This window comes from Paenibacillus terrae (assembly GCF_000943545.1).
Taxonomy (GTDB): Bacteria; Bacillota; Bacilli; order Paenibacillales; family Paenibacillaceae; genus Paenibacillus; species Paenibacillus terrae_A.
In genome coordinates, this window is the sequence record NZ_JTHP01000025.1 from 1 (window position 1) to 22,608 (window position 22,608).

The 22,608-nt window shown below is 48.7% G+C and carries 19 protein-coding genes, 1 tRNA gene and 2 pseudogenes; 2 read left to right on the forward strand and 20 right to left on the reverse strand.

Annotation, left to right across the window (positions count from 1 at the left end; all coding sequences use genetic code 11):
- From QD47_RS13575 to QD47_RS13620, 10 genes and pseudogenes are all read right to left on the reverse strand, one after another.
- A pseudogene (locus tag QD47_RS13575) lies at positions 1 to 227 on the reverse strand (5'-3' exonuclease); the annotation flags it as partial.
- Positions 228 to 302: 75 nt separating this feature from the next.
- On the reverse strand, positions 303 to 668 hold the full coding sequence (locus QD47_RS13580; RefSeq protein ID WP_044646645.1) for an arsenate reductase family protein: 366 nt from the start codon (positions 666 to 668) through the stop codon (positions 303 to 305).
- Between the two features lie 2 nt (positions 669 to 670).
- Positions 671 to 1,633 (reverse strand): RluA family pseudouridine synthase, encoded by a 963-nt coding sequence (locus QD47_RS13585; protein ID WP_044646646.1) that lies wholly within the window; start codon positions 1,631 to 1,633, stop codon positions 671 to 673.
- 21 nt (positions 1,634 to 1,654) lie between these two features.
- On the reverse strand, positions 1,655 to 2,218 hold the full coding sequence (locus QD47_RS13590) for a cob(I)yrinic acid a,c-diamide adenosyltransferase (RefSeq protein WP_044646647.1): 564 nt from the start codon (positions 2,216 to 2,218) through the stop codon (positions 1,655 to 1,657).
- Positions 2,219 to 2,236: 18 nt separating this feature from the next.
- Positions 2,237 to 2,809, reverse strand: a complete 573-nt coding sequence (locus QD47_RS13595) for a hypothetical protein (protein ID WP_044646648.1) — start codon at positions 2,807 to 2,809, stop codon at positions 2,237 to 2,239.
- A 101-nt stretch (positions 2,810 to 2,910) separates the two neighbouring features.
- Positions 2,911 to 3,117: an aspartyl-phosphate phosphatase Spo0E family protein gene (locus tag QD47_RS13600; RefSeq protein ID WP_044646649.1), complete on the reverse strand. Its 207-nt coding sequence runs from the start codon at positions 3,115 to 3,117 to the stop codon at positions 2,911 to 2,913.
- 114 nt (positions 3,118 to 3,231) lie between these two features.
- Positions 3,232 to 4,443, reverse strand: a complete 1,212-nt coding sequence (locus tag QD47_RS13605) for an aminotransferase class I/II-fold pyridoxal phosphate-dependent enzyme (RefSeq protein ID WP_044646650.1) — start codon at positions 4,441 to 4,443, stop codon at positions 3,232 to 3,234.
- Positions 4,444 to 4,455: 12 nt separating this feature from the next.
- Positions 4,456 to 4,956, reverse strand: a complete 501-nt coding sequence (locus QD47_RS13610) for an Lrp/AsnC family transcriptional regulator (RefSeq protein WP_014280586.1) — start codon at positions 4,954 to 4,956, stop codon at positions 4,456 to 4,458.
- Positions 4,957 to 5,100: 144 nt separating this feature from the next.
- Positions 5,101 to 5,487, reverse strand: coding sequence for a spore coat protein (locus tag QD47_RS13615; RefSeq protein WP_014280585.1), 387 nt, complete (start codon positions 5,485 to 5,487; stop codon positions 5,101 to 5,103).
- Positions 5,488 to 5,521: 34 nt separating this feature from the next.
- Positions 5,522 to 5,758, reverse strand: coding sequence for a hypothetical protein (locus QD47_RS13620; protein WP_044646651.1), 237 nt, complete (start codon positions 5,756 to 5,758; stop codon positions 5,522 to 5,524).
- A gap of 239 nt (positions 5,759 to 5,997) precedes the next feature.
- Here QD47_RS13620 and QD47_RS13625 point away from each other — a divergent pair, with 239 nt between their 5' ends.
- Positions 5,998 to 7,236, forward strand: a complete 1,239-nt coding sequence (locus QD47_RS13625) for an NAD(P)/FAD-dependent oxidoreductase (RefSeq protein WP_044646652.1) — start codon at positions 5,998 to 6,000, stop codon at positions 7,234 to 7,236.
- A gap of 82 nt (positions 7,237 to 7,318) precedes the next feature.
- Here the strand turns inward: QD47_RS13625 and QD47_RS13630 are convergent, their stop codons facing one another.
- The 4 genes from QD47_RS13630 to QD47_RS13645 form a co-directional block, all read right to left on the reverse strand.
- Complete coding sequence (locus QD47_RS13630) at positions 7,319 to 8,572, reverse strand: MFS transporter (RefSeq protein ID WP_044646653.1); 1,254 nt, start codon at positions 8,570 to 8,572, stop codon at positions 7,319 to 7,321.
- Between the two features lie 115 nt (positions 8,573 to 8,687).
- Positions 8,688 to 9,431 carry a hypothetical protein gene (locus tag QD47_RS13635; protein WP_044646654.1) on the reverse strand — a complete coding sequence of 248 codons (744 nt, stop codon included), beginning with the start codon at positions 9,429 to 9,431 and terminating at the stop codon, positions 8,688 to 8,690.
- Positions 9,432 to 9,485: 54 nt separating this feature from the next.
- On the reverse strand, positions 9,486 to 9,899 hold the full coding sequence (locus QD47_RS13640; protein WP_007429540.1) for a DUF350 domain-containing protein: 414 nt from the start codon (positions 9,897 to 9,899) through the stop codon (positions 9,486 to 9,488).
- A gap of 59 nt (positions 9,900 to 9,958) precedes the next feature.
- Positions 9,959 to 12,328 (reverse strand): endonuclease MutS2, encoded by a 2,370-nt coding sequence (locus tag QD47_RS13645; RefSeq protein WP_044646655.1) that lies wholly within the window; start codon positions 12,326 to 12,328, stop codon positions 9,959 to 9,961.
- 152 nt (positions 12,329 to 12,480) lie between these two features.
- Between QD47_RS13645 and QD47_RS13650 the strand changes: the two genes are divergently transcribed.
- Positions 12,481 to 12,840 carry a phage holin family protein gene (locus QD47_RS13650; protein ID WP_044646656.1) on the forward strand — a complete coding sequence of 120 codons (360 nt, stop codon included), beginning with the start codon at positions 12,481 to 12,483 and terminating at the stop codon, positions 12,838 to 12,840.
- A gap of 156 nt (positions 12,841 to 12,996) precedes the next feature.
- Here QD47_RS13650 and zapA read toward each other — a convergent pair whose 3' ends face one another.
- From zapA to QD47_RS13680, 6 genes and pseudogenes are all read right to left on the reverse strand, one after another.
- Positions 12,997 to 15,021 (reverse strand): cell division protein ZapA, encoded by a 2,025-nt coding sequence (gene zapA, locus QD47_RS13655; RefSeq protein WP_044646657.1) that lies wholly within the window; start codon positions 15,019 to 15,021, stop codon positions 12,997 to 12,999.
- Positions 15,022 to 15,229: 208 nt separating this feature from the next.
- Positions 15,230 to 17,677 carry a phenylalanine--tRNA ligase subunit beta gene (gene pheT / locus QD47_RS13660; protein WP_044646658.1) on the reverse strand — a complete coding sequence of 816 codons (2,448 nt, stop codon included), beginning with the start codon at positions 17,675 to 17,677 and terminating at the stop codon, positions 15,230 to 15,232.
- 28 nt (positions 17,678 to 17,705) lie between these two features.
- Complete coding sequence (gene pheS / locus QD47_RS13665; protein ID WP_327204671.1) at positions 17,706 to 18,737, reverse strand: phenylalanine--tRNA ligase subunit alpha; 1,032 nt, start codon at positions 18,735 to 18,737, stop codon at positions 17,706 to 17,708.
- A gap of 477 nt (positions 18,738 to 19,214) precedes the next feature.
- Complete coding sequence (gene abc-f, locus QD47_RS13670) at positions 19,215 to 21,053, reverse strand: ribosomal protection-like ABC-F family protein (RefSeq protein ID WP_044646659.1); 1,839 nt, start codon at positions 21,051 to 21,053, stop codon at positions 19,215 to 19,217.
- A 374-nt stretch (positions 21,054 to 21,427) separates the two neighbouring features.
- A pseudogene (locus tag QD47_RS13675) lies at positions 21,428 to 22,300 on the reverse strand (pectate lyase family protein).
- Between the two features lie 181 nt (positions 22,301 to 22,481).
- Positions 22,482 to 22,552: transfer RNA gene (locus QD47_RS13680), tRNA-Gly, on the reverse strand.
- Positions 22,553 to 22,608: the final 56 nt, after the last annotated feature.

Genomic DNA, 22,608 nt, shown 5'->3' on the forward strand with positions numbered 1-22,608 from the left:
TCCCCGCGGAACGTCGTTCCTCCCATATCCCAGCAGCATACGACATGCGTTGGATTATAGGTTTGTACCGCATCCCAAAAATATCGAATAAAACCATATATGGCGTTCGTTGGCACTCCGGCCTTTGTACGCCTTATATAACCGTTTGCAGCAGTTGCATAATAAGCGCGGAATAACAGAGCCATGCCGTCAACCAGCATTATGGATTGTTCTTTACGTTGTGTCACAGATTGTATTGCTCCCATTCATGATATTATTATTTAACCCCAACAGTATAACATATCGCGGAGCCGAATTGGACGTTATTGAGCGCCCCATGCTTCCTCAAATGTTTCCTCTTTGAAGCCTACCGTTACTTTGTTCCCGTCTGTTACAATCGGGCGCTTGATCAATCTTCCATTCGAGGATAAAAGCAAGATTTGCTCTTCACGGCTCATGTCTGCCAGCTTGTCCTTTAGCTTTAGCTCCTTATAAACCTCACCGCTCGTATTGAAAAACTTTTTCAGCTCCAGTCCACTTTTGCTTATTAAATCAGCTAATTCCTCCGGGCCGGGAGGTTGTTCAAAAATAGGAACCAATTCCGTTTCATGTTCCTTGCTTTGCAGCCATTTCACTGCATTGCGGCAAGTGCTGCATTTGGAGTACTGGTATACTTTCAACTGGCTCATCGTTATGTTAACCCTCCATTTTGATTTCTTAACAGCTCCTGCAACTTAGCCATATCGTCCGGCAAAGGAGCGCAAAACGTCAACTGCTCTCCGGTCACAGGATGCACCAAGGACAGCTCTGAGGCATGCAGTGCCTGTCGGGGCATCTGGGCATCCAGCTGATCATAACGCTCACGTTGCGCAGCGTCAGCAGGCGTATTTCGGTACATTTTATCTCCGATCAACGGACATCCGATAGAAGTCATGTGTACCCGGATTTGGTGCGTACGCCCGGATTCCAGCTTGATCCCGATGCGACTCCCCTCATTCCAGGCTTCCTCCAGCTTATACAGTGTAAGAGCCGGATAACCATCAGGGGTCACCATGCGCAAATGTAGATCATCCGGATTACGGTCAATCGGCCCATCCACCCTGCCTTCCTGTGGATCAGGGCAACCGTGCACCAGGGCAGTGTAACGCTTATCCACCGTTCCCATAGTCATTTGCTCGGAAATATGCTGGTGTACATATGGATTTTTAGCCACCACAAGAACTCCAGTCGTCTCCTGATCCAGACGATGAACGGGGCGAAACCGGAACAGCTCGCCTTTGGTCTGCCAATAATGCACAACCCCATTAGCCAGTGTTCCCGTGTAATGACCGTGAGTCGGATGGACAATCATACCCGCCGCCTTGTTGACAACCAATAAATGCTCATCCTCGAACAAAATGTCAAAAGGAATCGGTTCAGGCAAAATATCATCGGAACGCTCGCGCTCCATACGAATTTCCACCCGATCCCCGGACTGTACCTTTACACTGATATACACTCGTGTTCCGTTCAGCATAATGCCTTGTTCCGTCAGCTTGAGTTTGGATATCAGCTTGCGTGAAACATTCATACGTTTTTGCAAAATGGTCTTCAACAGCATTCCCTCCTCCTCAGGAGGGATCGTATACACGATAGGTTCATAGTACAAACTCATCACAAATTCCCGGTTGCCTCCTTATTTGCGGAACACTTTTTTGCTGCGCACATATTCGACATCCGGCACCCCTTGACGTACATTCGCGGTGCGGGCCACGACGAAGAAATAATCGGACAGACGGTTCAAATACCGACGTACCGCAGGATTGATTTCCGTATGCTTGCCCAGTGTGACAGCACGACGTTCCGCGCGGCGGCAAACCGTACGACAAACATGAAGCGCTGAGGACAACGTGCTGCCTCCCGGAATAATAAACCGCTCCACCTTCGGATTTTCCTCCTGACATGCGTCAATCCAGCCTTCCAGCCGCTCTGCCAGCTCATCCTTCACCTTGTATTTGCTTTCGTTGATTTTGATAAACGCCAAATCCGAGCCGCAATCAAACAGTTCCTGCTGTACTTCCTCCAATTGGGCCCGAATATCTGCAAACTTTTCTCCTTCGGCAAAGCTGATCGCTTGTCCTACAAAGCTGTTCAGTTCGTCAATCGTACCGTATGCCTCCACACGGTCATCATCCTTGGCCACCCGACCGCCGATCACCGAGGTTTGTCCCTCATCACCTGTTCTTGTATAAATCCCCATGGTATCTCATCCCCTCTATCATTCCGTCAGTGCTTTTAATACCTTAATGGCTTCTTCCTTATTACTCGTACGCGGTGGCACGGTAGCAAATAATGTTTTGGAGTTATATTTTACATCCTTGAACATCTTCATCTGCTCCACCGGAATCCCGAACAAATGAGTTTCCTTGATCATATCTGTTCCTTTTTCCCCCTGCTCCTTCTCCTTAAATACGCCGCCCTCGAACACACCCCGAGCATACGTTTTCTTGTCAAAAGCATCGTCTAAAGGCAAATTCGAACCATTCTGTCCATACAACTTCATATCCTCTTCCGGCAAAATAAACAGATCGTTTTCCCCAGCCGCATATTCAACGACCAGTTTCTGCTGGTTATACAATGGGCTAACTGCAATCTCGATGGTTGGAGCCTGTTCGCCCAGTTTATCCTTAAGCTTTTGCGCCAACTCATCACGAATAATTGAAGCATCCCCTTGCTTATCCATGATAAAAATGGTGAAACTGTCCTTGTCTCGCCCCCCGCATCCCGCCAACAGCACGAGTGCCAGCATTCCGATGATCCATGGCGACAGCCTTTTCAGCCCTGCTCTCATATGTACGCCCCCTCTTCCATGCCACTAATATATCATAAGTTGTGAACGCAAAAAAAGAAGGCCCTGCGGCCTTCTCTATACGTACGGCTGGCTTCACACGGTTACACCTTGCATTCCGTACCGTACAGCTTCATGTATTCATTAATTTTCAAATCGAGCTTGCAACTGATCTCAATGACAAGATCAGAGGTGAAGGACTTCTCTTCCTGAAACGTCCGCATCATCTCATTGCGCAGGAACAAAATTTCATCTTCCAGGGAAATGTCGTATCCTATTGAACCCGATGAATTATATCCAACATATGACATGAGCATTCCTCCTGCAATTGAAAAATTGAACTTCCTGCTTTCGATTTTATATTATAGCATATAAATTTAGAAATAAAATACTTTTTTCTATGAATTACCCATAAAAAAATAATTTTAACCTTCTTTTTTTACTTTTTCCACAAATTGACCGATCCGATCCAATGCTTCCGTCAGTTGAGACACAGAGGTCGCATATGAGCAACGAAGGTATCCTTCGCCCCCCAAACCGAATACGTTCCCCGGCACAGCCGCAACCTTGACCTCTGCCAAAAGACGCTGCGCAAACTCATCCGAGCTCAGCCCTGTGCTTTGAATACTTGGGAAAACATAAAAAGCCCCTCTCGGTTCGTGGCATTCCAGACCAATTTCCCGAAACCCCTCAACCATCAGACGGCGACGCTGATTGTAAGCTTCCACCATGCGATCCTTCTCGCCCAAACCATTGCGTAGACCCTCAAGAGCCGCAACCTGACCCATCGAAGGCGCACACATCACGGTATACTGGTGGATTTTAAGCATAGCGGCAATTAAATCAGGGTGCCCGCATGTATATCCAATACGCCAGCCCGTCATGGCGAAGGCTTTGGAGAAACCGCTGACGAGAATGGTACGATCCATCATGCCTGGCATAGCCGCGAAGCTGACATGCTTCTCACCATAGTTCAATTCTGCATAAATTTCATCAGAAATGACGATCAAATCATGCTTTTCTACAACTTTCGCAATCGGAAGCCAATCCTCATAGGTCATGGTCGCCCCAGTTGGATTGCTTGGATAGCATAAAATCAGCACTTTGGATTTAGGTGTGATTTTAGCCTCCAGCGCCTCTGCTGTCAGCTTGAATTCATCCTTGGCGAAGGTTTCAATCCCTACGGGAATACCGCCGCCAATCGAAGTGATCGGAGAATACGAAATGTAGCATGGCTCAGGAACGAGAATTTCGTCGCCAGGTACAATTAACGCACGCAAAGCTAGGTCAATCGCTTCACTGCCGCCTACCGTCACGATGATTTCACTTTTTGGATCATAGCGGACTGCAAATTGCTCATCCAGATATTCACTAATCGCCTCACGCAGTTCAGGCGTCCCCGCGTTGGAAGTATAGCTGGTAAAACCCCGCTCCAATGAATAGACGCAGGCTTCCCGCATATGCCAAGGGGTTGTAAAATCCGGTTCGCCTACCCCCAGAGTAATAATATCCTTGTTGCCGCCCACCAGATCAAAAAACTTACGAATACCCGAGGATGGAATCTCGCGCACCAATGGAGACAAATATGAGCTCATGGCTTTGTTACTGTCGGTCAATGCTTCAGGTTTGATATTCATCATGATCTTCCTTTACGGCGAAATCATCAGACGATTATCTTCCTGATGATCTTCGAAGATAATTCCGTCCTGTTTGTATTTTTTGAGCGTAAAATTGGTCTTGGTAGACAGGACCGAATCAATAGGCGACAGTTTTTCCGACACAAAGTTCGCTACCTCGCGAAGATTGCGTCCTTCTACTTCCACTAACAAGTCGTATGCACCAGACATGAGATATACCGATTTAACTTGTGGATACAAATAAATCCGTTCAGCAATGCCTTCAAATCCTCTTCCCCGCTCCGGTGTAATTTGCACCTCAATTAAAGCAGTAACCTTCTCGTCGTCAACTTTATCCCAATTGACCACAGCGGCGTATTTGACGATCACATGTTGGTCTTCAAGCTCTTTAATCGCGGTACATACATCCTGTTCGGCAACTCCCAGCAAGGTAGCAAGCAGAGTCGGCGTCCTTCTTGCATCTTCTTTTAACAATTCCAGCACTTTTAATTTCAAATCATTCAGTTCTGTCATTCTACATAAGGCCTCCATCAAAAGAGATTACTATACATCATACAATACGTGCTTTAAACCTGCAAAGAAAAACCGCCCGCCCCGGTGAACCCGGCAGACGGACGGCTTGTTATGAGAAAAAGCTTCAAAAGCGGAGTGCCCCATTTACATATAGTAAGGGTTGTTTTGGTGAGAAGGCTGGCCCTGTTGATGCATAGGCTGGCTATACACTCCCGCGGAGGACGATTTTTGCTGAATGAACTGCTGGCATTCCTGTTGGGTTTTTCGGGCTTCCTGAATCTGTTTGTCCAAATCGGTGCGCAGCGCTTTGGTCGTGGTGGAGTACATGTTGTTCTGACTCATCAAACGGTACAAATCACCTTGCAGACGCAGTGTATCGCTCGTAAGGTCGGTGAAAAGCTGGCGCACAGACGGACAATTGGATTCAGTTGTCGCCGTTGTATACTCTCCCACCGTGCGTTTCATATCGGCAAGAATGGTATAGAGCAAATCTTCTTCGGGCATAAATGACGTATTGTTCTGTGAAAACATCGTGATATTACCTCCTTTGTTGGTTAATCCATAGTTACTGCTGCGGTTGCATAGGGGCAATCTGCTGGTGCTGTTGAAGGGCATTTGAAAGCAGATTCAGGTGGTGCTCATGAGTTCTCGCGAATTGCAGACAAGCTTGCTGAATGGCAGGATGCTGAACGGATGCTGCCGTTGCCGCACATTGCTTGAGCAGCAGTTCTTCATTGGAAATGGAGTCCACGATGTACTCCAGTTCTTTGCCAGTCAAAGGTTGCATGTTCGTAGATTGCATGGTCTGTGCCTCCTTAAATGTTTTGTTGCACGCTGGTTAGCTTGTCCGTTTTGGCGGAATTATATGTATATGGGAAGAGGAGCCGAGTTTATCGAAATTTGACGATTTAGTGAGGGCGGTTCTGCTATCGAGGACGCTACGCGATCCATTTGATCTTACGATCGCTGTTGCCACGGGATTCAAAATAACTACACACATTGGATATTGCATATTACATTGCTTAATAAGGAGTATTTGTTATGGAATTGATTAGTGGGAATACGTATTGGCCTGGTACCCTGGAGCACAAACTGGATTTTCCTTCTTTAACAGAAGATTTGGCTTGTGATGTGCTTATTGTCGGGGGTGGGATGGGTGGATCACTCTGTGCCCGACTGCTGGGAGAACGACAGGTGGATACGGTGGTCATTGACAAGCGTAAGCTGGCGCACGGAAGTTCTTCGGCCAATACCGGATTGCTGCAATATAGCAATGATAAGACGCTGACCTCTTTTATCAACACTTTTGGCGAAGCTAATGGGGTGCTGTTTTATCGGATGTGTAAGGATGCTCTGGATCAGTTGGAAAAGCTGGCCAGCACAGTGGACATCGACCCGTCCTTTATCCGTCGCAGCAGCCTGTATTATGCGAGTACGCCGGAGGATGTGTCGGTGCTCCAAAAAGAATTCGAACAGTTAACCCGCTTTGGATTCCCAGTGGAATATTGGGATGAGCAACAGGTGGCTGCCCGTTTTCCTTTTCGAAAACCAGCTGCGCTGTATACACATGAAGATGCAGAGGTAAATCCGTTTCGTTTTGCACAGGGACTCCTGCAATCTGCCAGCCGTCTTGGTGTACACTTATATGAGCATACCGAAGCGAAACATTTTGAATTTGGCGACAATGAGGTCGTTTGTCATACCAGCGGTGGAACCATTCGGGCGAAAAAGGTTATTTTTGCGGCAGGCTATGAAACGCAGGAAATTAAAAAGGATCGTGGAGCCATACTGGAAAGCTCTTATGCGATTGCTACCCATCCGGTTGGAGATTCAGCCATGTGGCATGAGCAATGTCTGATCTGGGAAACCGCCCGTCCTTATCTGTATATACGCTCCACTACGGATGGACGCGTGATTATCGGGGGGCTGGATGAACCTGTACTCGACCCGGACCAACGTGAAGTCAGGCTACTACACCAACAGAAAAAGCTGCTGCAAGCATTACAGGAGCATTTTCCGGATATACCCTTCAAGATTGATTATTCGTGGGCTGCCGTCTTTGGTTCCTCCCATGATGGCTTACCGTATATTGGCCCGCACCCGCGCTTTCCGAACTGCTACTTTCTGGAGGGCTACGGGGGAAACGGCACAGTCACCAGCATGATGGCTGCACAGCTGTTGGCCGATGAACTAACGGGCACACACCGACCTGAGATGGAGATTTTTTCACTAACACGTACCACCAAGCCTTCACCCGAAATCACGGAGCCGCTGGCTTAATAAATACGAAATACGAAGTACGATAGAGCCTCCCATTCCCATTTCCGTGGGTTTGGAGGCTCTTTTTTGAATATATTTCAAGCTACTCGGTTTGCCTGTGCCAGCGTCGTGCCTTGGAATGAGACTTGCTCTGTTTCGTTGTTTGCTCCTTCTTTAGCACATTGCGCATAAATACCCATCCCGCCACGGGCATTAATGCAAGCCCAATCAACAGCCAAATCATGGCTATAGGTGCCTTACTCATACTCAACACACTTAGAAAGATAAGCATTCCGGTCAATCGACCTACCATTAGACACAACTCGCGCAGTACGACCAGTTCCACCCTCTGATTAGCATCCTCTTCACTCACGCCCATCAGGTCAAAGCTCGCAGAAATCATCGGGATTAAATATAACGGCAAAAACAAGGCGGTCCCGATGCCCATAATCAGCAACGTGCTATACTCCATACGCCACAGTAACGGCAAAAGCGCAATCACCAGCAACACGGCACCCAACAGCATGCCAACCGAGCGATAATGTGGCTTGAGCCATTTGCCAACAGCCCAAAAGCTGAAAAATGAAACTGCGGATGTAATAAGCGAAAACTGCGCCAGCTTCCACTCCTGCTGAGTAGCGACGTACACAAGCAGCGTAATCAGGAAGGCAAAAACTCCTTCACGGATGCCCTGTGTAACAAGCGACAACGACAATGGCCGCCACATACTTCCTTTTTGCGACAAACGCTGCTTGGGCTCCAGCCAATTGTAACTTCCTGTCGTCTTACGCTTGTGAAGAAAGAAACTCAGCACTACCCCTACCACATAAAGTGCCAGAGAGATACTAAATATCACGCGGTATCCCGCATCATCCTCCATACGGGCGATAATCCAGCCGGACAGCCAAGGACCGACAATGCCCGAAAACGAGCCCAGCAGGCCCACCCATCCGTTAAAATGATCCCGGCTTACCCGATCTGTGACCTCAAAAAAAATCACATTAAAAGCTAGCCAAAACAAACCCAATGCTGCACCCAAAAGCATCCCTAACGGCCATATGTAGTTTACAGCCTGCGATCCCGTATATAAAACCACTAGATAAAATAACCCGGACAATGCGGTCCCTACGCGCAGAGCATTCATTTTGTTATGCTCCTTGACCCATTTTCCAGCTACCCAAACCATGATTCCCAGCGCAATTTGCTGGCTGACATTAAACCAGCCAATCATCGCGTAATCCTGCCTGCTTTTCCACAGATATACGTTAAGAAAAGTACCTGACAGAGCTGCTGCAAACACAAACAATCCATTCAGGCTTAGTAGCAGAATGGATTGTCCGTTCAGGTTTGATTTCAATGTAGTTCCCCCTAACCGAAAATCACCATTCAGCTCCTTTTATCTCAGCTTGCTTCAGAGCTTCTTCGGTTTAAGATGCCCAAGTTCAACTTGGGCTTATCCGGGGGAATATAATTTAATTGTTGGAAATACCACTCAGCTTCTCTAACAAACGCAATCGGTCATCCTCTGACAACGTCTGCTGAACATGGAAGCAGCTTGGACATACATATACATTTAAGACAAACGGCAAATCCAGAACAGGTCTGCCAAGCGCAGGAGACATCGACGGTACAAAGCCTTCTCCGGTCACGGTTTGCGAACCTGCATGCAGCATATATTCACCGCATTGGGAACATTCGAGAACCTCATCTTGTCTGTCGAGTATTTGTTCAGCGCCTTGTTCATAAGCCATCAGATCCGCACCGCTTTCTTCGAATTTTTGCAGGGTATGCAGCACAGGCAGCTTGTGAAGCTCGTTGTCCTGTAACAGCGGAGCGTCAGCCGGCTTTTCAACTACGGCTTCATCCTCTGCTTCATATAAAATATCCTGCTCATCCTCATCCCCAAGCTGAATGCTCAACGTACGATAGCCCTTTAGGTCACCCTTTTCAGGGGAAAGCGCTGCTTGACCCACAGAAGTCGCATCATCATGGCTGTGGTCATGTGCATGAGTATGCATGTGTTCACTTTCTCCATGTTGGTGCTCATCCGTATGCCCATCAACATGTGCAGAATCAGATTCCGTTTCATCTTCATCATCGGTGATATCCGAATACCCTTTCAGGTCATTATGGCAATAAGGGCACTCTTCTTCAGGTCCCAATTCTTCATCCCAAATAATTTCCATGTTACACCATGGACAAATAGTCATTTCCAAGCTTCATCATCCTTCCGTTCCATGCGTATACCAAGCTCTAGTATACAGGATGTGTCAAGTTACACTGGCACCAATCACATAAGATAACGATATCGAGATAATCATCGAGAACAAGCCGACAGCGCGGTTGTCCTCCTTAATTTCCTGATCGATTGAGAATACCGGTGTCAGAAACTCAAACAGAAAGTACGCCGCAAGCAGCAGTAAAAAGCCAACGAACGACCAAATCATCGTATCGTACACGCTCGATTTGGCCTCCATCGCAAAGCGGAGCACATTGCAAATGCCAAACATTTTCCCGCCCGTAGCCATCGCTACCGAAATATTGCCGCGTTTGATCTCTTCCCAGCATTTATACCGGGTTACCAGCTCAAAGCAAGACAAAAATACAATCAGCTCCAGCACCGCCACCGAGAAATAGCCCAGCATCATTCCTAACGGATGTGACAGCAATTCATCAATCGCCATCTTCACTTTGTCCCTCCCGTTCTACAAAGCGTTCCCGGCCTTAGCCGGTAACCCGTAGCTCATTCCAATTCAGCAACTGTCACGCCTGTGCCACCTTCATTGTAATTTCCGATACGGTAGCTTTTCACATGCTTATGCTTGCGAAGGTACTCCTGAATACCGGTCCGAAGAACCCCTGTACCTTTGCCATGAATAATGTGTACCTGCCCCAGATTGGCCAGAAATGCTTCATCCATGAAGCGATCTACCTCCATCAGTGCTTCCTCTACGTTCGCACCACGCAGATCAAGCTCGTTTCGCACATTATCATCCCGTGTTCGCTTAATGCTGGTTACCGATTTCTGGGCTCTAGGTGTAGTTGTTTGGGCGGGTTGCAGCAGCTCCAGATCGTCCAGACTGACCTTCATTTTCATGATGCCCAACTGCACCACGGCTTCCTTGCTGCCAGACAGTTCCACCACATGGCCTTTTTTATTCAGGCTGTGAACGGATACCTCATCACCCGCTACGATAGAGCGAGTACGTGTAGCCGCCGGGCGCTTGACTGCGCTTTTCTTACGCTGTTTCGGTTCCGCTTCATCCAGCTCTTTGCGGGCTGCAATTAACCTATGTTCCTTAACAGAAGCCCCTTCTTCCTGAGCCAACTTACGCAGATCAGCAATGATTATCTCCGCTTCACTGCGAGCTTTGTCCACGAGACTTCTCGCTTCGTCCGCAGCTTTCTCCAGCAAACGCTCCCGCTGTGCTTCCAACTTCTCCAGTTCATTCTGGTGACGGGTGCGCAGTTCTTCCATTTCACCGCGCAATTGTTCCGCCTTTTCCCGCTCTTGCTCGGCTGTCAAACGGTTCTGTTCCAGTGACGCAATCATGTGCTCTACGCGCTGATCTTCTTCCGTCACCTCACCACGTGCATAATCCAAAATACGGCCCGGCAATCCCAAGCGCTCAGCAATGGCAAAAGCGTTACTTCGACCAGGTACACCCACGAGCAGGCGGTATGTCGGACTTAATGTAGCAACATCGAACTCCATGCTCGCATTAATGATTCCTTTGCGCTCATAGGCATAGGCCTTCAATTCACTGTAGTGAGTCGTCGCAACCATACGGCAACCCAAAGCATGCATATGCTCCAGAATGGATACAGCCAAAGCCGAGCCTTCCGCAGGATCGGTTCCTGCACCTACCTCATCAAGCAACACAAGGCTTTTCGGCGTCATATTTTTCAGAATGCTGATAATATTGGTCATATGACTGGAAAAAGTACTCAAGTTTTGCTCAATACTTTGCTCGTCACCAATATCTGCATAGATAGCATCAAATACGCACAGTTGGCTTTCGTCCTCTACAGGCACAAAAAGTCCAGACATCGCCATCAGACTAAGCAAGCCGATGGTTTTCAGCGTAACGGTTTTCCCCCCAGTATTCGGTCCGGTTACGATAATGGAAGTGTACGAATTGCCCAACTCCACATCAATCGGAACGACCTGCTCCAACGGAATAAGAGGGTGTCTGCCTTTTTTCAGCTTCAAGTAACCACGATCATTCATCAAAGGCAAGGTTGCCTTCATCTCACGAGCAAGACGCGCTTTGGCAAAAATAAAATCAAGCGTCCCCAAAACATCTACATCGTATAGCAGCATATCCGCTTGTTCTGCGACAAGTGCAGTCAGCTTTTGTAAAATCACTTCGATTTCGCGTTCTTCTCTCAACCGTGTTTCCCGCAGCTTGTTGTTCATGGCCACGATGGATTCAGGCTCGATAAACAGCGTTGCCCCGGACCCGGATTGATCATGCACAATTCCGCCAAAATAAGAACGATACTCGGCTTTAACCGGAATTACAAAACGGTCTCCACGGATTGTAATCAACTGATCCTGAAGCATTTTGGATACGGTGGAGGAACGAATCATGGAATCCAGCTTTTCCCGAATACGCACTTCACCCGAGCGCAGCTCTCTGCGGATCTGTGAAAGCTCTGTACTGGCAGAATCCAGCACCTCTGCATTTTCGTCGATACAGCCTTTAATCGAGTTTTCCAGACCTCTCTGTTCTGAAAGCTGTTCACTCCAATACAGCAGTGTTTCCACTGGATTTTCCTCATGCAAGCTTGCCACGTACACCTGTACACGGCGTGCTGCCTGGACTGTTGTCCGAATGCCAAGCAGCTCTTGCGGACTCAGTGTTCCGCCGATACGTGCGCGCTTGACCGCTGGAGTAATATCCACAACTCCGTTAAAAGAGGGTACTCCTTTAAGTCGATCGGCAGCATAGGCCTCATCCGTGCCTTTCAGCAATTTCTTGATATGTTCCAAATCATCGCTGGGCTGTAGCCGCTGGGCTGTCTGCTGACCAATCGCCGTTTGAGCATAGTGACTTAGTTTATTTAAAATTTTTTGATATTCTAGGGTTTTGAAAATTTTAGAGTCCAACTTCACTACTCCTTTCACTTATATCTATATTATAACGAAAGCCGTGCACTTACGCTATTTGCCAACTCCGTTTTACACATAAGAAAGCCCTTCATGCCACACAATAACCTTTGTATAACCCTGTACATTCAAAAAACAAAGGAGGTTATTCCGTGAGCATTCTCGGGCACATTGTGCGTTTCATCGTCGCCGCTTTGGTTCTGATGGTCGTAAGCTGGATCGTTCCCGGCTTTAGTGTAGGCGGCTTTTGGAGCGCGCTGATCCTTGCCATTGTCATTGCCTTGATCGGTTACATCATTGAGGCTATGTTTGGCCGACGCGTTTCACCATTCGGACGCGGTATCGTAGGCTTCCTGGTGAGCGCTCTGGTTATCTGGATCGCTCAATATATCGTAACCAGTGTCAGTGTTTCCTTTTTGGGCGCATTGCTCGCTGCATTGGTTATCGGGATTATCGACCTGTTCATTCCGGTATCTACACCGTTTGAAGCTGGCCGCAAGAGCGAGAAATAATTTGGGGTCACATTCCCGACAAGGCTGTTCCACAGCAGATTTCTTCTGCCGCTGGACAGCCTTTTGTCATCCGAGAACCGAATAGGATACAGCATACAAATAATCCCCGGCGATAAGCAGCCGGGGATTGCATTACATTGCATTTATAATCCGTATCTACTGATCCTGTTCAATTAATTCAATCCACTCATTGTACTCGGATTGAAGCTTGGTATATTCTTCTTGCAATTGACGTAATTCCATCGATATCTTCTCCGTATTTTCCCGATCCACACCCTGTTGAACCTGTAAAAGACGAAGCTGATGAGCCGCCAGCTCATACTTCTGACCGACTTCCTCCAGCTCGGACTGTAAAGCCATCCGTTCCTGATCTACAGATTGCTGTTCAGCCTTCGCCGCCTCGGCAGCTTCAACGGCCAGACGAATTTCCTCTTGAAGCTGTTCCTTTTGTTCAACAGTTACGGCTATTTCCCGTTCCCACGAGGCGAATTCTTTCTTACGGGCAGCATCTTCGGCTTCCAAACGTTCCGCTTCGGCCTTCAACTGCTCATATTTAAGCTGCCATTCCAGTGATTCTTCTTCGGCGCGCTCCAGTTCCTTCCGCCGTTCGCTATCTTCACGCTGGAGCTGCTTGATATTCTGTCCCAGTTGCTCTGCCCGGCTCTTCATGCTTCCATACTGCTCCTGAAGGGTTTTGTAAGCCTTTGTTCCTTCTTGCTCACGCAGGATTGCCTTCTCCAGCTCATCCTGAGCGCGAATCAGCTCAGGTGAAAGCTCCTTGATTCTCGCTTCCAACTGCAACAGACGTTGCTGCTGTGCAGCAAATTTATGGTTTACAGCTTCAACCTCAGCCACGGCATGCTGTAATTGCTCCTGTACAGTATCCTTCTGTTCACGTACTTCCAATATCGAAAGCTCCAGCTCATCTACTGCGAGCTGGCGTTCCTCTGCAAGCTTCTTCCAAGATTTCTCGCTTTCGCCCAGTGTGGCCAACTCACTTTGCAGTTTGCGGGAGGACACATGCGCCTGCTCCAGCAACTTCTGCATCCGGCGCTGTTCTTCCTCCAGCTTGGCCGCTTGCTGCTGCGTTGCCTTGGCTTCCGCTGTCAATTCATCGTAACGGCTTTGCAGCTCTTCACGAGCAAGCGTATCCGCCTGCTCGCGTTCTGTCGCAGCCTGTCGCTGCGTTTCTAGCATAGACTCCAGCTCGGACTGCTGTTGCTTCAATGCTGCAAGCTGCTCTTGCGCCTCTCCCAGACGGGAAGACAGCTCTGTACTGCCTGCTTGTACCTGCTCCAATTGCTCTTGAAGCTCCTCGATCCGAATTTCCTGCTCCAGTGCAGCTTCCTCGGCCCGTTTCTCCGCTTCTTGATGCTGGAGCTTTTCTTCATTCAACGCCAGTTCCGCCTGTTTACGCTCCTGCTCCAACTGCTCGTTTAGCCCGGACCACTTGCCCTGCCATTCGGTGACCTTCCGGCTATGCTCCTGCTGCAAAGCAGAACGCAGCTTGTCCAGCTCTGTACGCTGACGCTCCTGATGAGCCTTTTCCGCAGCCGACAGCTTGGCTTCCGCCTGCTTGACCGCTTCGGCCAGCTCCTTCTTGGTTTGCTCCTCCATCTGGCGGATACGGGCATTTGCCGCCTCCTGCTGCTCTTTCAGCTTACGGGAAGCTTCCTGACGGGACTCCTCCAATTGACGTTCAGCCTGCTTTTGTCCATTTTCGAGTTCTGCCGCTTTTTTCTCCTGCTGTTCCAGCTTCGCCTTTAATTCGGCAACTTCCCTGGCTGATGTGGATTCGGTCTCCTTCCATTTTTTCAGAACCGTTTCCTTCTCTTCCTTCAATTGGGCAAAAGACTGCTGCATATCCGTATTTTTTTGCTGCTGTTCTCCAAGAGCTGTCTGGAGTTGAGCCAGTTCGCCCCGAAGCTCCGCCCGCTCCCCGGCCAACCGGTTCATATGACTCTGAATTTCCTGAATTTGTACAGCTTCTTCTGCCATATGAACCGCAGCCAGTACGGCAATTCGGGGCATATCAAGACGCGAATGAGCCTGAGAAATGCTATGCATGCGCTCATCCACGTAATTGGCAACCTGCTTCATATAATCGGTATTACTGCCGACGAGTTTATAAGAAGTACCGTAGATCTCTACAGTGACGCGAGTACGATCTGGTGTAGTCACAATTAAGCCCTCCTTCAATACTACTGTATGTTGATTCTAAGTTGTGTCCGGTACTATGGTAACCCGCCCTTCGTGAAGCGTTCAACCCCATTAGTCCGGCTTCCCCGCAGCGGGTGAATATCAGAGTAGAGAGCTTCAATGATGATAGGCCAAAAAGCCGTATCGAACCTCTGTCACTAAGATTCGATACGGCTCCCCGCATTTCCTGCTACTTTCTTAATTCCGCTCCAAAAGTTTGTTCCAGAGACGTAACGACAGGAATATGTGCCGCATTAATCTCTTCATCCGTCAACGTATGCTCCCAGTGACGGTAGGTCAGGGAGATAGCTACGCTCTTCTTGTCTTCGCCAAGCTTGCTGCCTGTAAATACATCAAACACTCGTGCATCCTGCAATAGCTCTCCGCCCGCCGCATGAATCACACGCAGCAGTTCGCCTGCTTCTACGTCCTTATCCACCACGAGGGCAATGTCACGTTCCACGGACGGGAAGCGAGCCAGCTCTCTGAACTGAATATGGCTGTTGGCGTGTTCGATCAGCTGTTGCAACGCAATTTCCGCTACGTACGTATCATTCAGCCCATAAGACTGTTGCAGCTCCGGATGGATCTGCCCGATGGTGCCGATTCGTTGGGAGGTTCCATTCACATCCAGCCATACGGAGGCAGAACGTCCCGGGTGATAGCTTTGCGGCTGGTCAGCCACATAACGGATGCTTGCACTCAATCCGAAATAGCCGAACACGGTTTCCAATGCACCTTTAATATCAAAGAAATCGACCTTCTCAGCGCCGATATTCCATTGTTTTTCACGGCGTACTCCAGTCAGCAGCAGACTGAGCACTTGAATTTCCTGCGGCTGGCGAGTCAACGTTTGTTCCCCGGTATAAAATACAGTTCCTATTTCGAAAATCGCCAGATTTTCCTGCTTCCGGTTCATGTTATACACTGCTGTATCCAGCATTTGCGGAATAATGCTCGTACGCAGCACACTGCGGTCTTCGCTCATAGGCATCGCCAAACGTACAGGATGGCTTCCCTCTGTCAGCGCATTAAACAAACCTGCACTTTCCGGATGCACAAACGAGTAACTAATCGTCTCTTGCCAGCCGCCATGGGCCAGCAATTTACGCAGCGAACGGCGCAGTGATTGCGATGCTGTCAAAGCACCCGGCGTCGTCGGTCCTTCAATCGGTGTCGTCGGAATGTTGTCGTAACCATACAGGCGGGCCACCTCTTCAATCAAATCTACATCTATGGTAATATCCCCGCGACGTGTAGGCACTTCCACTTCCAACACACCTTGCTCTACGTCACCGCATCCGAAATGGAGCTTGCCGAAAATCGTTTTCACCTCAAGCAACGACAATTCTGTTCCCAAATACCGGTTCACTTTATCTAGCGACAACTTGATAATCCGGCTTTCGGCCTTCGCAGAAACAGCTTCCACGATGCCTTGATGCACGGTGCCTCCTGCATAACGCTGAATCAGTGCAGCCGCACGGTTCACCGCAGGTACAACAGCACCCGGATCAACCTCTTTTTCAAAACGCAGGCTTGCTTCGGAACGAAGTCCAAGCTGACGGGACGTTTTGCGAACTGTACCGCCGTCAAACTTCGCGGATTCCAGCGCAATGCTGACCGTTGCATCCGTAACTTCGGAATTCGCTCCGCCCATCACCCCTGCCAACGCAATTGGCTTTACGCCGTCTGTAATCAGCAGCATATGCGGCTCCAGCTTCCGCTCCTGATCGTCCAGCGTAACCAATGTTTCGCCTGCACGAGCAAGACGCACTTCAATGTTGCCATTTTCCAGCTTATCCGCATCAAAAGCATGCAACGGCTGACCGTATTCCAGCATGACATAGTTCGTAATATCCACGATGTTGTTGATCGGACGAACTCCCGCCGCCATCAGGCGGTTTTGAATCCACAGTGGAGAAGCCCCCACTTTCACACCCGTGATATAGCGAGCCGCATAGTGCGTACACAGTTCAGGTGTATCCACCTTTACCAACAGATGATCTGCCGCCGCATCGCTGATTTCCACCAAATCCTTAGCCGGTTCAGCCAGCGAAATGTCACGCCCCAGAATCGCGCTCACTTCATAAGCCGCACCATGCATACTCAAACAATCCGAACGGTTTGGTGTCAGATCAAAATCCAGCACCTGATCATCCAGCGCCAGCAGCTTCGTAATCGGCGTACCGATTTCAGCATCCTCAGGCAGCACCAGAATACCTTCCTGCAACTCTTTGGGCAACAGCTTGTCATTCATACCCAGTTCCTTAGCCGAGCAGATCATGCCCATGGATACGACACCGCGCAGCTTGGCCTTTTTAATCTGAAAATCTCCCGGCAGCTTCGCGCCCACAACTGCAACAGGAACCTTTTGCCCTGCATCCACATTTTTGGCGCCACACACGATTTGCAGATCTTCCTCTTGGCCCGCATCGACGATACACACATTCAGCTTATCCGCATCAGGGTGTTTTTCCTTGCTTTTGACATAGCCGACCACGACGCCTGTAATCCCTTTGTTGCGATGTTCGACCTCATCAATTTCAATGCCCGAACGGGTAATTTTCTCTGCCAGATCCTCCGCGCTCACCTGATCCAGCGATACATACTCGGATAGCCAATCGAATGATACTTTCATATGGGTTCACTTCCCTCGATATAGTTGTTTATTGACGCGCAAACTGCTTCAAGAATGACAGGTCGCTGTTATAAAAATGACGAATATCGTCAATACCGTATTTCAAAATGGCTATCCGCTCTACGCCCATGCCGAACGCAAAGCCGCTATACACTTCAGGATCATAGCCTCCCATTTCCAGCACTTTCGGATGCATCATGCCGCAGCCCAAAATTTCGATCCATACCCTTTCGCCATTTTTCTTCACAAAAGTTACATCCACTTCGGCACTCGGCTCTGTGAACGGGAAGAAGCTTGGACGTAGGCGGATTTCGGTCGATTCCCCGAACATTTCGCGCGCGAATTGCAGCAGCGTTCCCTTGAGATCGCTCATGCGGATGTCTTTTCCAATTACGATCCCTTCAATTTGGTGGAATTGGAAGGAATGCGTTGCATCGTCATCATCACGTCGGAAAACCGTACCCGGACAAATGACCTTAATAGGTGTTTCGCCCTTCATCGCCTCCATTGCGCGAATCTGAACGGGTGACGTATGAGTACGCATCAACAGATCCTCGGTCAGATAAAACGAATCCTGCATATCCCGCGCCGGGTGATTTTTAGGCAGGTTCAACGCTTCAAAGTTATAATAATCGGTCTCAGCCTGTGGACCTTCTGCAACCCGGTAGCCCATACCTGTAAAAATATCCTCGATCTGCTCAATTACTTTATTAAGCGGGTGCAGCCCACCTTGCGGCAATGTGCGTCCAGGCAGCGTAACGTCGATCTTTTCCGCTTGCAGACGCTCATTCGTCTCCGCTTTCGTGAACTCATCCTGTTTACAGTTAACGACTTCTTCAATCGCCTCGCGAACTTCATTAGCTACTTGTCCGACAACCGGACGCTCTTCCGCACTGAGCTTGCCCATACCGCGCAAAATTTCAGTCAGCGCACCCTTTTTACCCGAATATTTAACCCGCAGATCAGCTAGCTCTTTGGGCGTTGCCACCTTCTCCAATACTTCCAGTGCTTCTTCCTTCAAGGCCAGCAAATGTTCCTTCATTTGGATGGTTTCGCTCATCGCCTGTTCAGTCCCCTTTCTTCATATCCAGCTTTTCAGACAACAAAAAAAGGTCCTTTCTCCCGGTAAAGGGACGAAAAGACCGTGGTACCACCCTCGTTAGACAATCCTGCTCAGCTCATCCCGCGCTTTGTCTTTCGACAATTTCTGCCATTCGACAGTACAGGTTTATGCATGCTTTGCATGATCATCTCGCTCTGCACGTTGTAACGGTCGTGAACCGGTATCCCCTACTTGCCCGCTTGCCATCTACAGATGGCATACGAGGTTCAAGGAACTGCTCCGGAGCGAACTTCAACAGCCTTGTTTTGCAGAAACGCTCTCAATCCTACGGCGCTTCCTCCCTGTTCAATCAGACACTGCCTACTCTTCTCCATCAAGACATTTTCAAATTTCGAACTATTGCTCATTATTATATGCAAACCCTAGCGCTTTGGCAAGCCGGGCATACGGTTTTACCCATTCTGACGCAGCCGTTTAATCCGACTGATCCAGTTTGGCACGAATACGCCTGATTTCTGACAACAGTTCCTCATTTTCATCGTCCAGCCCGACCGTACCCATCAGCTCCGTAAGACGCAACTGCAATCGCAGACGCTCCTCACGCTGCTCCTGATCCTCTGGTTCCTGTTGACGGTTCCGCTGTTCTACCTGCTTTTCGCCGGCTGTCCCTTCATAGATTTCATAGGTGCCTCCAGGCTGCATATCAAGCAAACGGGTTGCCGTCCGGCGCACCAGCTCCCGGTCATGTGAGACAAGCACCAGCGCCCCATCGTAACTGCGCAAAGACTCCTCTACGATTTCACGGGTTTCAATGTCAAAATAATTGGTTGGCTCATCCAGCACCAGCAGGTTGGCTCCACTAAAGTACAAACGTAGAAAGGCCACTCTGCATTTCTCACCCATACTGAGCGTCCCGATTCTCTTGAACACATCTTCTCTGGCAAAAAGAAAGCATCCCAGCACCGTTCTCGCTTCCGTCTGCGTCATGGTGGGGAGCGCAAGCAAACTATCCAGCAATGTCTGATCCTCTGGAAGCTGCTCCAGTTCCTGTGAAAAATATCCGATTTTCAGCTGTGGATTCGCTGTGATCTTACCCTTATACGGCTCCAGCTGACCCGTCAACAGCCGTAGCAGCGTTGTTTTGCCAATCCCATTGGGTCCCCGAACAGCCAGACGATCGCCACGAGCAATGTTCAGGTTGAGATCCTGCACAATGGTATGGTCGTCGTAGCTAAAATAGACATGCTCGGCGCGCAACAGATATTTGGCCTGAAACCCGCTGTCACTTAATTTCATTTGCAAAGATGCTACTTCACGCGGCTGCTCAACCCGGTTGGCCTTCAGCCGTTCCAGCTCCTTCTCCTTCGCATGATAACGGGAAATATTTTTATTAGCCTTGGCTTTATAAAAGCTTTTCGTAATGCCTATTTCCACATTAGAAGCTGCCCGGTGCGCCTGATGGAACCATTCCCGGTAATTTCGGATAGTCTCCTCCAATGCCTGCCGTGCCAGTTCCTGCTTCCGATAGTTGGCTTCCTGCTCCCGCAGCTCCCTTTCCTTATGCTCCTTATATTCCGTATAGACGCCCTTATAGCGCCGAATGCCCGTTAACGTCAGCTCGCATATGCCTGTGGCTACCCGATCCAAAAAGGCTCTGTCATGCGATACAAACAACAACGTCCCATGATATGTGGACAGCCACTGCTCTAGCCAGAGCAAACTTTCGGCATCCAGATGGTTGGTCGGTTCATCCAGAACCAGCAGCTTCGGCTGTCTGACCATCAGTCCGGCTAACCGCACTCTTGTCTTCTGCCCTCCGCTCAGGTCACCATAGGCAATAGACCACGTCTCAGCAGGCATGCCCATCCGGGTCAGCGCCTTTTCCACTTCGGACTCCCACGCAAAACCTTGCAGCCGCTCATACTCATCCATCAGCTCGCCGTATTGCTCCAGCTGACGCTCTGCTTCCTCTCCCCTATGGGCAATTTCAGCCTCCAGTTGCTTCAGCGTCGTCTTCACTCGCCAATGCTCAGGACTGGCCTGCTGTGCCGCCTCCAGTGCAGTTCGCGCGGATTGAATGGTATCCTGCTGCTTCAGCCAGCCCCGCTCCTCCAGCGGCAATTCATGCTCAACCTTACCTGAAGTCGGCGCCTCGTCGCCCAACAGTATCCGCAATAGCGTCGTTTTGCCTGCTCCATTTCTTCCGAACAGGGCGAGCCGCTCCCCCTCCGTCACATCCATGGACACATCCTCAAACAAAGACGTTCCGTTCCAATCCTTTATGACATTGCGAATACGCAAAATGGTTTTCATATGGTAATCATCCTTTCCCTGTCGGTTCCATACCCGGAAGCAATAAAAAAAGCCGCAGAAGGCTGCGGCTTGCATGCAAGGAATATAGAATGACTGCTATGAATCGTTTCAGAACATACGTTTATGAGAAAGAGAACCGTAAACGGAAAAAAGCATAATCCCGTTTCGGAGCAAACGTATACGTCCCAAACCTCATTTTCAGACACACCTCTCCCGTTGCAGCATACAGCCGCCTGCCAGTAACTGTGCAGTTTATGGGGAAAATCAGTGTGCTTACTTCATCGGACGTATCGTTACCTTTCTTTTCACGGAATACTTGCTTGCAGCCAGTATAGCAGATCAGAACGTATTTGCAAATCCGTTGTACATCAAAATTATTTTCCGAATACCAGGGTTGTATTGGACGAGCCTGCATATTTAGTTACAAATTCCTTGTATATTCAGGAGTTTGAACTTGATAACTGTAGTTTTTGCTCGGATTCCAGTTGGTTACCCGCGACTTTTGGTTGGTGATGGCTTGAAAGCTGCCCACGTCTTTAAATTCGCCATTTGCTTTATCATCCAGAATGCCGCCCTTTTCGCTACCTTTTCCAAAATAGTTGTACTCTGAGTAGATTCTTGCAGGCCATCATAACTTTTATTGCTATCATCAGGATAACCCAGAATGAGGCCGTACTCATGATTAGCAAATTTGGAATTACTGATGGTTACATAATCAGCCGATTGCCCTACATACAAAAGCTTGTCCAGATCTGAGCCATTGAATTTATAATTGTGACCTGCAAAAGTGACATGATCAATCCAATAGTTCGTGCCCGCAGTAAGATAAAGCTGAATATCATCATTATCGTTAATGTTGGCACTATGTTCAAAAGTCAAGTTTTGGAAGATCACATTACCGGAATTAGCTGTTGTTTTCAATTGAATATTAACCAATTTGTTTTGCGCGTATGAACCAATAAGCGATTTGTTGGAACCAATATTGACGACGGTTTTAGAGGAGGCAGAAATATTTTTTCAATTACCAGGATTTTGGGAGTGGAATCCCCTAACTGGTTTTTCAAATCGTTGAGATTGTTGATATAGATCACCTGACCGTTTTTGCCCCCGGTTGTGCTGGGCTTGGAAACTCCTCTTTCATTTTTGGCCTGTCCGGCAAAACCTGTAAGTCCATTCGTCGACGTATTCGGGAAATCAGCCGCAGCGAACGTAAAGGTTGCTGGAAAAGCGAAACAATTGGTTTCAATTTTGTATAATAGTGTAAAAAAGTTCGTAAGAACGCAAACAAGCCGGGACACCCGATTGGCGTCCCGGCTAATCTATATGTAATCCAATTGCCCCATTTAAAAAAGAGTCTGTCATACTGTCGAACTATGGTCAAAATAAAAAACCCTTGCATCGCAAGGGTTTTTAACTTTTTTACGGCAAAGCGGGTGATGGGAATCGAACCCACGCTATCAGCTTGGAAGGCTGAAGTTCTACCATTGAACTACACCCGCATTTTACAATATCGCAATTCTTATGAATGACATAATCGAACTGTTGTCAACCAGCA

Coding starts and splice junctions, on each gene's coding strand:
- QD47_RS13580 (WP_044646645.1), bottom strand. CDS start 668: ATGAGCCAGTTGAAAGTATACCAGTACTCCAAATGCAGCACTTGCCGC.
- QD47_RS13585 (WP_044646646.1), bottom strand. CDS start 1,633: ATGAGTTTGTACTATGAACCTATCGTGTATACGATCCCTCCTGAGGAG.
- QD47_RS13590 (WP_044646647.1), bottom strand. CDS start 2,218: ATGGGGATTTATACAAGAACAGGTGATGAGGGACAAACCTCGGTGATC.
- QD47_RS13595 (WP_044646648.1), bottom strand. CDS start 2,809: ATGAGAGCAGGGCTGAAAAGGCTGTCGCCATGGATCATCGGAATGCTG.
- QD47_RS13600 (WP_044646649.1), bottom strand. CDS start 3,117: ATGTCATATGTTGGATATAATTCATCGGGTTCAATAGGATACGACATT.
- QD47_RS13605 (WP_044646650.1), bottom strand. CDS start 4,443: ATGAATATCAAACCTGAAGCATTGACCGACAGTAACAAAGCCATGAGC.
- QD47_RS13610 (WP_014280586.1), bottom strand. CDS start 4,956: ATGACAGAACTGAATGATTTGAAATTAAAAGTGCTGGAATTGTTAAAA.
- QD47_RS13615 (WP_014280585.1), bottom strand. CDS start 5,487: ATGTTTTCACAGAACAATACGTCATTTATGCCCGAAGAAGATTTGCTC.
- QD47_RS13620 (WP_044646651.1), bottom strand. CDS start 5,758: ATGCAATCTACGAACATGCAACCTTTGACTGGCAAAGAACTGGAGTAC.
- QD47_RS13625 (WP_044646652.1), top strand. CDS start 5,998: ATGGAATTGATTAGTGGGAATACGTATTGGCCTGGTACCCTGGAGCAC.
- QD47_RS13640 (WP_007429540.1), bottom strand. CDS start 9,899: ATGGCGATTGATGAATTGCTGTCACATCCGTTAGGAATGATGCTGGGC.
- pheT (WP_044646658.1), bottom strand. CDS start 17,677: ATGAAAGTATCATTCGATTGGCTATCCGAGTATGTATCGCTGGATCAG.
- pheS (WP_327204671.1), bottom strand. CDS start 18,737: ATGAGCGAAACCATCCAAATGAAGGAACATTTGCTGGCCTTGAAGGAA.
- abc-f (WP_044646659.1), bottom strand. CDS start 21,053: ATGAAAACCATTTTGCGTATTCGCAATGTCATAAAGGATTGGAACGGA.